Raw genomic sequence first — 13,288 nt, 5'->3', positions numbered from 1 at the left:
ATCACTGTTTTGTGTCAATCTTTCAAAAAGCTGTACTCCAATTTTATATTTTTGAACCAAGATCAAAGCTAACACATCTTTGCTAAAAAATCGTTTTTCTATTCAATCTCTTATTACTTTTAGAAAATAAAAATCACTCCAGGAAAAACCTGGAGTGAGATAATATTGATGAGTGAGTCATTTACTTTTCTACGATAAGCTTGGAAACCGTATCAATTCCAAGCCCTTTTATTTTTACCATATACACCCCATTTGTTAATTGATCAGTGGAAATTGATTTTTTAGCATTTGTTGATATTTTTCCTTCCGAAAAAATTAATTTTCCAGACATATCGTAAATATCAACACTTACTTTTCCTAAAATATTATTTGGGAAATTAATGTAAAATTCATTTTTAGCAGGATTGGGATAAATTGAAATTGAATTTTTAGCAATCTTTACATCGTTTGCAGCAAGTGTACATTCTGCAGGAACCGTAAAATCCTCAACCTGATCATTAATATCAGTTTTACTGCCCGCAGAAGCATTAACTCCCAGCCCTCTTTTAGCAAATGTATTCCAGATCATACATTTATCCAAACCTCCTGTAGCAGCTAAATCTGCTGCCAAAATAGCATTTCTTCCGTCAATAAATGTAGGATTACAAGCCTGAAGCTTTAATGCATCCGTAACTATTTGCAGTACTCTTGAACTGCCATTGGTCATATTAGCTGTTACATCTGAAGAATAACCATATTTTTCAACATATTTCCAATGCAGATCCCATAACATGGTTGCCCAGACAAAACCTATGGAATGAACATCAGGACTACCATTGGAACTTGATTCCATTCCATTAGTATTTCCATATGTATAATCGTTTATAGCAAAATCCGGTGAATATTTTGCAGGTCTTATTCCCGCACCTGTAATAGGTTGTCCTATTACATATGTTCCCATTCCTCTCGGCACAGAAGCATTATCTCCCACTTTATTGGTTAGCATAATGGCAAAGAAGTCAGACCATCCTTCTCCCATTTGCTCTGTATTGACTGATGGGTCTAAACAGGAATATCCATCCCCCGTCAGTCTGGTGGAAATTCCATGTCCGTATTCGTGGGTAATAACGCCATTATCAAAATCTCCATCAGGGGTTGTTCCGGTTTCAGGATCATTTTTTAAGGTAACATTTACAACCGTTGAAGCAGAAAGCAAATTTTTAATATATTCTCCTTCAGTATTATCAATTAAAACAGAAGGAATTGTAATAGTAGCGTCTGTTCCCCCCATCTGGCTAGTTGGAGTAGATGTTGGCGTATTATAAATGATAGCTGCCATTGCGCCCGCATTTTGAGCATTTTTTACTTTAACCGCAAAAGTACAGGTTCCTCTTTCTAATAATCCTATTTTCCCGGTAAGTGAGCCGGCTGGCAGAGCAGAGCATCCATCCAGAACTGATGATAATTGTACATTTCCTGTAACTCCTGCTGCATTTAAGACTGGGCCAAACTGTGCTGTCGCAACAGCCGGTTGTCGTGGAACAGCGACATCGGGTGCATTATAAAAAAACATTCTGTTAAGGGCTGACCATAAGTACATCTGCATCCTTCCGCTGTTCCCATCCGGAAGAGTTGCGAAATTGGCATTATTTGTTCCTCCTCCATCTTGAGCTTCAGCTTTTACATAGTCATTTCCAACACCTCCAAGGCCAAAATTATTTTGTTGAAAATTTCTTGCAGATTCTGTAAAACCAAATTTGTAAAATATGTCATGCACCTTATTATTCATATAGAATAAATTGGTAATAGCAGCGCTTTGATTAGCTGCAGGAGTTCCGTTTGTACTATAAGGAAAATTAAAATTTCTGTTAACCCCACCATCAGGAGAAAATCCCGGGGCATTTGCATTTGCGGTATCTTCGTAGGCATGTACATTATTACCTCTGGTAATAGTGTAGTGATTGGTGCCGTCAGAATGCCATCCTTCCGGAGAAGAAGCTAAAATCCAAGGATTTGAAACAATTGATCTTGAACCAAATGTAGGGGCTTCAGTAGGTAACGGAAATATATTATAGGAAGCATTATCCGGAACTAAAAAAGAAGAGACCTGCTGTTGATTTCTCAAATCCGGGACTTCACTACTCCTATTTTCTTCTGAATTTCCAAGGTGAGATATATCATGATGATAGGCATTTGTATTGAAATTACAGGACAAAGTCAAATTTTTCTTACTTATAATTTCTCCAGTTTGGGCATTAACCAGAATATCCCAGAAATTGGAAGATTTTGGCTCCCTAATTGAGAATTCGTACGCCAGCACTAAATCACCATTATGTTCTGCATATACTAATCTTTGTTTAGCTGTATTATTACCATTCTCGGGTTCAGCATCTGAAAAACCAAGAATAGGATAAGCTTGAATTTCCTGATTTCCAATTGCGTCTGCTATTTTTTGAAGAATAATAGGTTTACTAATTCCTGCAAAATTAGAGGTTGACTGCGTATAATTTTTCACAAAATTATCTGTGTAATAAACAATCTTATTATTTTGAATAAGTGCTGTCCCAACAGAATTATAAACCGGAAATCCATTATAAACCTGCTGAAACTTCACCAAATCACCATTTAATGATTTTGATACATCTGTATTATCAATAATAAAATTGGTGAGATCTGTTTTTTTATATTCTCTAATCTTATTTTGTGAAATATAATCTCTGATTAGTTTTTCATTATCCTGAGAAAATAAATGTAAGGATGGAAAAGCTACAAATGCGGTAGCCAGAACAGATAGTTTAATATTTTTCATATTTGATTGTTTTACCCGTCAATTTAAATATAATAATCATCAAAAATATATTTTGTTTGAAAATTCAATAAAAATTTTGTTTTACAATAAAATATTCTCAAAATACCATTTAGCAAATTATTAAATTTTACATATATTAATTTTCAACTATTATTTTTTTGGAGTAAAATTGGATGAAGTATGAAAATAAGAACCTATAAACATGAGTAAGTGTTATCAATTGACTTTTAATTGAAATTACCAATTCCTGAACGATCATGCCAATAGGGAAAAAACTCTAATTTAAACACACTTTTACTTAGATTAACAAAAATAACATATTGCATATTTGTAGTATCTGCGGAATGATTAGCATAATATATAAAAAAACAAAAGCCCTACTGAAATTCAGCAGAGCTTTTATTGAATATAATTGAGTTGTGTTTATTATTTGCTTCTTAAAATTTCATTCTCTGAATTCTCACTGCATTTAAAATAGCCAGCAATGCTACTCCTACATCCGCAAAAACAGCTTCCCACATGGTTGCCAGCCCACCTGCTCCCAGGATGAGAACAACAGCTTTTACGGCAAAGGCAAGGATGATATTCTGCCAAACGATCTTTTTCGTTTGCTTTCCAATATTGATGGCCATCGGGATTTTACTCGGTTTATCATCCTGAATTACTACATCTGCCGTTTCAATAGTCGCATCACTTCCCAAACCTCCCATTGCAATTCCTACATCGCTTAAAGCAACTACCGGAGCATCATTCACTCCGTCTCCTACGAAAGCTACCGTCTGGTTTCTGGCTTTGATTTCTTTAACCTTGTTTACTTTGTCTTCAGGCAACAGATCTCCGAATGCATTGTCTATACCCAGCTGATCTGCTACATATTTAACAACAGTACTTTTATCACCGCTTAACATCGTAGCTTTTACATTCATTTTATGCAGGTTGTCTACGGTTTGCTTTGCATCTTCTTTTATACTGTCTGCAATGGTGATATAGCCTGCAAACTTTTTATCATAAGCGACTGCAATCACCGTGTACACAATATTGGCGTGATTAAGATCATAACTGATGTTGAACTTATCCATCAGTTTAAAATTCCCAACCAGAAGTTCTTTTCCGTTAACCGTGGCATTCAGTCCGTGACCTGCAATTTCTTCTACATTTTCTAAAGGAATGCTGTGATTGATTTCTCCAACATAATTGTGAATTGCTGTTGCCACCGGATGGGTACTTTTACTTTCGAGAACATTAACCATTTGAAGAATTTCTTCTTTATTAAATTCAGGACTTATACTTACTTCCTGAACCTTGAATACCCCTTCTGTCATGGTTCCTGTTTTATCCATCACTACATTTTGAATCTCTGCAATACTGTCCAGGAAGTTACTTCCTTTGAACAAGATTCCGTTTCGGCTAGCGGCACCGATTCCTCCAAAATATCCTAACGGAATTGAAATCACAAGGGCACAAGGGCAGGAAATCACAAGGAAAATCAATGCTCTGTACAGCCAGTCTCTGAACTGATAATCGCTTACAAAGAAGTAAGGCAGTAAACAGATTCCTATGGCAAGAAATACAACGATGGGCGTGTATACTTTAGCAAATTTTCTGATGAATAATTCAGTAGGGGCTTTTTGAGCCGTAGCATTCTGAACCAGTTCCAGGATTTTGCTCAGTTTACTGTCTTCATAAGCCGTATTTACTTTTACCAGAGCAATACTGTTCATATTGATCATTCCGGCCAGAACCACTTCGCCTTTATTTTTGGTATCGGGTTTACTTTCTCCCGTTAAAGCTGCGGTATTGAATGAAGCGGAATCTGAAAGCAATTCCCCATCCAGGGCCAGTTTTTCACCGGGTTTCAGCTGGATGACATCTCCAATTTTAGCTTCTTTGGCCTTCATGGTCTTGGGCTGATTATTTTCCATAATCGTTACCTCATCGGGACGCTGATCCAATAAAGCTTTTATATTTCCCTTAGCTCTTGTTACCGCCATAGACTGGAATACTTCTCCTACGGCATAAAACAGCATTACTGCTACACCCTCAGGATATTCTCCGATAGCAAAAGCACCAATGGTTGCGATACTCATCAGAAAGAATTCTGAAAACACATCTCCTTTGATGATACTTTTATAAGCATCTTTTAATACAGGAAATCCCACAGGAATATATGCGGCAAGGAACCATACCAAACGTACCCAGCCTGTAAACCAAGCAGGTTTTATATAGTTGTCAAAGGCAATTCCTAACAATAAAATGATAAAGGATATAATGGCCGGCAGAAACATCTGAAAGACCGTCTGATCTCCTGAGTCGTGAGAGTGATCATGTCCGTCTCCTTCTGCATGGTTATGTTTGTGTCCTTTTGTATCAGGTTTTTCCGGGGTTGTACTACAGCATTTTTCCATAACTGAATATTTTTATACAAATGTAAAGATGAGACTGATGCAATGCTATTGCAAACTTTCAAGACAGTTTTCACAGATTCCTTTGGCAAACAACCTTATTTCATCAATCCTGAAATTGGTCTGGATGTTTTCCGGGAAGGAAATATCTTCTTTGCAGGTAGTCTGCTTGCATATTTTACAGTAAAAATGAAGATGCCAGTCTTTATGTGTCTTTTCATCACAATCGTCTTCGCATAGTTTGTATTTCGTGGTTGTATTTTCCTGAATGCTGTGAACAATTCCTTTTTCTTCAAAGGTTTTCAATGTCCTGTAGATGGTGATTCTGTCAGCATTGTCAAAATGATTTTCTATTTCAGAAAGGGATAAAGCCGCTTCCTGAGAGCTTAAGAAATCATATACCAAAATCCTCATACTGGTAGGTTTGGTATTTTTATCAATAAGTTTGTGTTCGATATCTTTTTTCATTATACGCTTTTAAATGGTTACAGATGGACTTCATTTTCTTCATAGCCTTCCTCTTCGATCTGAAAAGTGGTATGACTGATTTTAAAATCAGCCATCGTTGTATCTGTCAATGTTTTTAATAATTGATTCTGGGAATACCCATTCTCTTTTACAACGTGTGCGCTCATCGCATTAACACTGGATGTCAGTGACCACACATGCAGATCATGAACATCTTTCACTCCCGGAGTATTCTCCAATGATTGACGAAGGGCATAAATATCCACATCTTTAGGGGTTCCTTCCAGCAAAACATTAATGGCTTCTTTCAACAGTCTCCATGTTCTTGGAAAGATCAACAGTCCTATTGCCGCTGAAATCAACGGATCGGCATAGTACCAGCCCGTGGTCAGCATAATTACTCCTGCGATCATGACTCCTACAGAAGTAAGCATGTCTGAAAGAACTTCGAAATAGGCTCCTTTCATATTGAGACTGCCTTCTGAGTCTTTTCTGAGAATCATCATTCCGACAATATTGACGATCAATCCGATTCCGGCTACAATCAACATTGATTTACTTTGTACTTCGGGCGGATTCTGAAAACGCTGATAAGCTTCAAACAAAACATAGATCGAAATGGCCAGTAACACCACTGCATTGATAACAGCTGCTAATATTTCTGTCCGATAATAACCATATGTTCTGGAAGGATCTGCTTTTCTTTCTCCTATTTTAATGGCAATAAATGCCAGCAATAATCCTACCACATCGGTCAGCATATGGGCTGCATCCGCTAATAGTGCAAGACTATTGGTAATTATTCCTCCTATTACCTCAGCAATGAGATAGGTTCCGCTAAGGCACAGAACAATCAGAAGGTTCTTTTTATGTCTGCTTCCTGCAGAAACGGTTTGTGTTGGTGTGCTTTCCATATTGTATGGTTTAATTACATTTCATAATAAGATGTATTTTCTTTTTTAGGGGGAACATTCTGCTCACCGATCATCTGTCTGATATTGATCTCTATGGTCTGTGCCAGAGAAGTCATGGGTGTATCTACAGGTCCATTTTCAAACGGATCCTGCATGATGATGGATGTTTTTTCAATAGCAATGAATGTCACCGGAACCAGGAAAGTAATGGCAATTTCTACCAACAGCTGGGAATCGTCAAGCCCAAACGGAAGGATAGCCGCAAAAACATAAATCAGAATATGTACTAAAACACTATAAGAACGTGGAAAAACAGTATTCTTCAGTCTTTCACATTTTCCCATACTGTCGCAGAGCCTTGTGATGATATCATTCAGCTGCATCTGCTGAAAATCGGTCAGTCCTTTTGAGAATGCAATTTCTTTCAGCTGCCTGGAGTGTTCGTCCAGAATGGCGTTGGGAATATTGGCTGCTTTGATCTGATGTTGATCCAAATACTGCTGAACTTTTTCAGAAAACGGCAGTTTTCTCAATGATTCTCCAAGGGCATAGGTCCAGATGATCTGTCTTTCGGCAAATTCTTTTATTGCTTTGTCTTCTCCTGCCGGCATAAACTGAATGATCAGCCTCACAAAAGTTCTGGAATCATTGACAATAGCGCCCCAAACTGTTCTTGCTTCCCACCATCTTTCATAGGACTGGGAAGTACGGAATGCCAGCAGCAATGATACAGCTGTACCCAATAATGCAGGAATATTCAAAGGCAGTGAGATCTTGCGAAACCATGGTAATTCGTCCAAAAGACCAATAGCGATAGCAAATATTCCGATGAACAGAATTTGGTTTTTTATTTCACGGATGAAATACCAGACTGATATTTTTTTGTTTAGTAACATAATCAGGTCATTTATTAAAAATTCGGTGAGATAATCTTTACTTTTTTCTGCCGCTTTCATCAATAAAAACTCCGTAAACAGCTCTAATGTAAGGATTAAAATCGACTTTTACTGATTCCGGCTGCCTTCATTAATGTTCGTGCTCTCCTGAATTCACCAGTTTGGCATTCACGAAAAATGCGCCTTTCACTACGATTTTTGCATTGTCTGGAATATTTCCAACGGGAGTTATCGCAGTGTATCCCATATCAGAAGTTCCTTTCACCACTTCTATTTTCTCAAAGTTTAAGGTTTTCGGATGAGGTTTCCCTTTTTCTTCATGTTCTTCTTCCACCTTTTTATCAGTCTGAATAAACACGTAATATTTCCCGTCTGCTTCTACAATAGCTTCTGTAGGCACTGCAGGAGTTGTGCTTTTATCAAGGCTGACAATTCCGGTGATATTCATTCCGTCAATCAAACCGGATTTGTTTCCAATTACTTCGCAATGCATAGAGATGGTTTTACTTTCATTTTCAAAAGAAGATCCTATGCTGTAAATTCTTGCGTCATATTCGGTTTCCGGATTGTTGGTCAGTTTAAAATGAACAATCTGCCCGACTCTCATTTTAGGAAGATCTTTTTCAAATACCTGAAGATCCAGATGAATAGAACCGTTATCAATTACAGTAGCAACGGGAGAAGAAATATCTACATAACTTCCGATCTGTGCTGTAATACTGCTGATTGTTCCGCTGATGGGTGCTGTAATCACCAAACCGGATTTCATATTTCCATTGCTTACTTTTCCCGGGCTTATTCCCATCATCTGAAGCTGTTTCAAAAGGGAAGCTCTTTTTGTTCTTAAGGTTTTAAGCTCAGCATCTGCACTCTGAAGATTTTTCTTGGCACCTGCATCATTATCAAAAAGTTCTCTTTGTCTTCTGTATTCCTGTTCTGCATAGGTTATTCTGCTATTGGTAGTCAGATAATCTTCCTGAAGCTGGATGTATTCCGGATTGGCAATCGTTGCAATGACCTGTCCTTTTTTCACGATACTTCCTACCTGTATATTGATGGTTTTAATGATTCCTCCGTACAGGGAAGTGATGGTTGCTTTATTGCTGTTGGGTACACTCAGCAAACCATTGGCTTTTATCGTGGATGTCAACTCTTTCATTTCTACATTTCCTAAAGCCACTCCTACAGACTTCATCTGCTCTTCTGTAAGGGAAGCTATTGTTTCTGGAGCTTCTTCGTGAGCCTGTTCTTTCTGTTCTGTTTTTTCAGGAGCTTTTTCTTCCGAAGCTTCTTTTTTTCCACAGCTTGTTAGTAAGATTGAGATCAGGGCGAGAGGGATGATATTATATTTGAGTTTCATAAGTAAAAATGTATTTTGTCTGATGCTGTATGCCTTCATTTTCATTGATCTGGCAGAAATTTTTATAAACAGCGGTTTCATATTATTTGTTTATGATGGAGTTAATAGTAACTACAGATTGGTTCACCTGCTGGATAGATTCCAGATATTTCAACTGGATATTTGTGGCAGTCTGCAGGGCAAAAAGATATTCCACATAGGAAATTTCTCCTGTTTTATATCCTAGCTGAGCTGCTTTTACAATTTTCTCTGCGTTAGGCAATGCCTGGCTTGTATAGTAATCATATTGCTGTAAATCCTGCTGATACTGGCTGAAAGCATTTTCCAACTGAGCAGAAAGCTGTTTCTGCTGCATTCTAGCATTGGTTTCGGCGACCTGCTTTTCATATTCCAGCGCCTGGATTCTTGCTTTCGTCGCTCCAAATGTTAATGGAATCGCTACTCCTACTGTTGCCGACTGAAAACGCTTTCCTGAGTTATAAAAATTCTCCTGCCCATTGATGGTATGAAGGCCTATCAAAGACTGGTTGGTATATCCTAAACTAAAATCAGGCAGCCCAAGGGACTTTTCAACTTTCTTGTTTTTTTCTGCAATTTCCATTTCCTGGTAAAAAGCTTTTACCGTAGGGTTGTTGGCAACCACAGTACTGTCGAGTACATTTTCTGCTTTTAAAGGAGCATAATCTTTGTTAAACGGAACTTCAAGATCTTCTGACGTATTCATCAGCGTTTTTAAATTCTTGTAGGCGTTGTTCAGAAAGACTTCATTTTGTCTGAGCAGCAGATCAATTTCCCCCTTCTGGGTTTCTGCAGTACTGATTTCTATTTTCTTGATATCTCCTGCTTTGAATCTTACGGTTGCAATTCGGATAAACTCTTCATAATATTGATCCAGACTGGTCAGCTGAGCTTTATTATACTGAAGATATTCAATCTGATAGTAATAGGTACGAACCTGTTTTATCAGTTCATTAGCTGTAATTTCCTTATCAATCTGCTTGCTTTTAATATTCTCATTGATTAAATCTTTTCTTGCTTTAAATAATGTCGGAAAAGGAATGCTTTGTGAGATCGCAAACGACTGGTCAAACTTCGGACTATTGTATTGTCCAAGTTGTGCTTCAAAACTTAATTTCGGGAGCTCTTTTGCAGTTGCCCTCAATGCTTCGGCGGATTTAATGCTTAAGTCTTTTGACTGCAGCGTTAAATTATTATTCACTGCCTGCTCTACCGCCTGTTCTACAGAAATCGGTCTGGACTGTGCACTAAAAGTTTGTCCCAACATCATGAATCCTACAACCAAAACAGCCGTAATTATTCCCGTATTATTATTTTTTCTTTTCAAAATCTTTGTGTTAAAAATAATATACAACATCGGTAAAACGAATAGTGTAAGGAATGTTGCGGTTACCAAACCTCCAATCACTACTGTTGCCAAAGGTTTCTGTACTTCAGCTCCGGCTCCGGTGGAAATAGCCATTGGTAAAAATCCTAATGAAGCTACGGTAGCCGTCATCAGCACAGGTCTTAATCTGGTTTTTGTACCTTCAAATACTCTTTTCAGAATATCGGTTTCGCCTTCTTTTTCTAATTGATTGAATGTTCCGATCAAAACAATTCCGTTAAGAACTGCTACTCCAAACAGGGCAATAAATCCAATTCCGGCACTGATACTGAACGGCATATCTCTCACTAAAAGCGCAAATACACCGCCAATGGCACTCATAGGAATGGCAGTAAAAATCAATGCAGCCTGTTTGAATGAACGGAAAGTAAAATACAGAAGCATAAAAATCAGAAGCAATGATACCGGAACAGCGATCATCAGACGTTGGCTTGCTTCCTGCAGGTTTTCAAACTGGCCTCCGTAAGTAAAGTAGTATCCTGAAGGCAGCTTCACTTTCTCCAGTTTTGCCTGAATGTCTTTTACTACACTTTCCACATCACGATCCTTTACATTGAAACCAATTACAATTCTACGTTTCCCCTGCTCACGGCTGATCTGTGCCGGTCCAAGTTTGTAACTGATATTAGCAACCTGTGACAATGGAATCTGAGCTCCGGTAGCAGAAGTGATCATCAGATTATTCACATCTGAAATATCTGTTCTGTGAAGACTGTCCAGGCGCACAACCAGATCAAAACGTCTTTCATTTTCAAACACCTGTCCTGCAGCTTTTCCTGCAAAGGCCGTGCTTACAGCATTGTTGACATCTTCAATATTTAATCCATAATTGGCGATTCTCGTTCTGTCATACTGAACATTGATCTGCGGAAGACCACTTACTCTTTCGATCTGAGGTGCCGTAGCTCCATCTACTGTCTGAATGATTTTTCCAACTTTATCCGCATATACCGCTAAAGAATCCAGATTTTCACCAAAGATTTTCACCGCCACATCCTGTCTGATTCCCGTCATCAGCTCATTAAAACGCATCTGAATAGGCTGGTTTTTCTCAAAGAATACCCCAGGAATTGTTTCCAGTTTTTCACTGATCTCATCAGCAAGCTCATTGTAGGATTTTTTGGTTTTCCATTCGCTTTGTGGTTTCAATACCACGATCATATCAGTTGCTTCAGGTGGCATTGGATCTGTAGGAACCTCAGCAGAACCAGTTTTCCCAACGACCATTTTCACCTCATCAAACTGTTTGATAATTCTCGAGGCCTGCATGGAGGTTTCTATACTCTGACTGAGTGAACTTCCCTGTGGTAAAATACAATGGAAGGCAAAATCTCCTTCCTGCAGCTGAGGAATAAATTCACCACCCATATTTTTAAAAATAAAAGCAGAGATAAGGAATACTACAGCTGTCGCAGAAACAATGATATATTTTACCTTGATTGCTTTCTGTAATAATGGCTGATATACCTTTTGAAGACGGTTCATCATTTTATCAGAGAAGGTTTCTTTGTGGGATATTTTCTTAGATAAAAACAAAGCGCTCATCATCGGAATATATGTTAACGACAGAATCAATGCTCCAAGAATGGCGAATCCTACTGTTTTTGCCATTGGGGTAAACATTTTTCCTTCTACGCCTGCCAGGGTAAGAATCGGGATATATACGATAAGAATGATGATTTCTCCGAAAGCTGCACTGCTTCTGATTTTTGAGGCAGAAAGGAATACTTCTTCATCCATTTCAGACTGTGTCAAAGCACGGGTAGATTTTCGTATACCTAAATGGTGCAGCGTAGCTTCTACAATAATTACAGCACCATCTACAATCAGCCCGAAGTCTATCGCTCCAAGGCTCATCAGATTGGCACTCACTCCGAAAACATTCATCATTCCTAATGCAAACAATAAGGAAAGTGGAATGGCCGAAGCAACGATAAGTCCGGCTCTCAGATTTCCCAGGAAAATCACAAGAACGAAAATAACGATCAGAGCTCCTTCGATGAGGTTTTTCTGTACGGTATTGATGGCTCTGTCTACAAGGTCTGTTCTGTCCAGAAACGGTTCAATGATAACGTCATCGGGAAGAGATTTCTGAATGGTCGGAATTTTTGCTTTGATATTGCTTACCACTTCATTACTGTTGGCTCCTTTCAGCATCATCACGACTCCACCTACAGCATCTACTTTTCCATCATAGGTTAACGCTCCGTAACGAACGGCACTTCCCAAACGAACATCGGCAACATCTTTTATAAAGATCGGAACGCTTCCTGTTTCGTTTTTAACCGCAATATTTCTGATATCTTCCAAAGAAGTCACCAGGCCAATTCCACGGATAAAATACGCGTTCGGTTTTTTATCAATATAAGCTCCTCCGGTATTCTGATTATTTTTTTCAAGGGCTGTAAATATTTCAGTGATGCTTGTTCCCATTGCTTTTAAACGATTGGGATCAATAGCTACTTCATATTGTTTTAATTCACCTCCAAAACTGTTGATTTCCGCAACTCCTGGTGTTCCATTCAGCTGTCTTCGCACGATCCAGTCCTGCATGGTGCGGAGTTCTTTGGCATTGTAATTCTTTTCACTTCCTTTTTTAGGATGGAGAATATACTGATACACTTCTCCAAGACCTGTACTTACAGGAGCCAGCTCGGGAGTTCCTACTCCTTTTGGAATTTCTTCTACGGCATTTTTCAGCTGTTCATTAATGAGCTGTCTTGCAAAATAGACATCTACATTTTCTTTGAACACTACTGTAATCACAGAAAGCCCGAATCTTGAAATACTTCTTGTCTCCTGAATATCGGGAACATTGGCAATACTCTGTTCAATGGGAAAGGTAACCAACTGTTCTACTTCTTGTCCCGCCAGCGTAGGACATACGGTAATGATCTGCACCTGATTGTTGGTAATATCCGGCACAGCATCTATAGGTAATCTGGTGGCACTCCATGTTCCCCAGATGATCAGCACCAACGTCATCAAACCAATGATCACCTTGTTTTTGATACTGAATTTTATGATTTTATCTAACACGATTGATATTTAATTT

General features: G+C 38.4%; 7 protein-coding genes. All 7 read right to left on the bottom strand.

Going from position 1 to position 13,288, the window contains the following annotated elements; all coding sequences use genetic code 11:
- Positions 1–181: 181 nt before the first annotated feature.
- Positions 182–2,788, bottom strand: coding sequence for a T9SS-dependent M36 family metallopeptidase (locus DDF69_RS05525; RefSeq protein WP_114819902.1), 2,607 nt, complete (start codon positions 2,786–2,788; stop codon positions 182–184).
- Positions 2,789–3,225: 437 nt separating this feature from the next.
- The gene (locus DDF69_RS05520; protein ID WP_114819901.1) at positions 3,226–5,193 is read right to left on the bottom strand and encodes a heavy metal translocating P-type ATPase; all 1,968 of its coding nucleotides are present in this window, start codon (positions 5,191–5,193) and stop codon (positions 3,226–3,228) included.
- A 45-nt stretch (positions 5,194–5,238) separates the two neighbouring features.
- On the bottom strand, positions 5,239–5,658 hold the full coding sequence (locus tag DDF69_RS05515) for a Fur family transcriptional regulator (RefSeq protein WP_002983024.1): 420 nt from the start codon (positions 5,656–5,658) through the stop codon (positions 5,239–5,241).
- A gap of 17 nt (positions 5,659–5,675) precedes the next feature.
- Entirely contained in the window at positions 5,676–6,572 is an 897-nt protein-coding gene (locus DDF69_RS05510; protein ID WP_114819900.1) for a cation diffusion facilitator family transporter, read from the bottom strand.
- A 14-nt stretch (positions 6,573–6,586) separates the two neighbouring features.
- Positions 6,587–7,468, bottom strand: coding sequence for a bestrophin family protein (locus tag DDF69_RS05505; RefSeq protein WP_114820015.1), 882 nt, complete (start codon positions 7,466–7,468; stop codon positions 6,587–6,589).
- Positions 7,469–7,598: 130 nt separating this feature from the next.
- Positions 7,599–8,828 (bottom strand): efflux RND transporter periplasmic adaptor subunit, encoded by a 1,230-nt coding sequence (locus DDF69_RS05500; protein WP_114820014.1) that lies wholly within the window; start codon positions 8,826–8,828, stop codon positions 7,599–7,601.
- An 82-nt stretch (positions 8,829–8,910) separates the two neighbouring features.
- Positions 8,911–13,272 (bottom strand): CusA/CzcA family heavy metal efflux RND transporter, encoded by a 4,362-nt coding sequence (locus DDF69_RS05495; RefSeq protein WP_114819899.1) that lies wholly within the window; start codon positions 13,270–13,272, stop codon positions 8,911–8,913.
- Between the last annotated feature and the right edge of the window lie 16 nt (positions 13,273–13,288).

The organism is Chryseobacterium sp. KLBC 52 (assembly GCF_003347605.1).
Taxonomy (GTDB): Bacteria; Bacteroidota; Bacteroidia; order Flavobacteriales; family Weeksellaceae; genus Chryseobacterium.
Note: the sequence above shows the minus strand (reverse complement) of the source record. Positions and strands in the feature narration are given on the sequence as shown.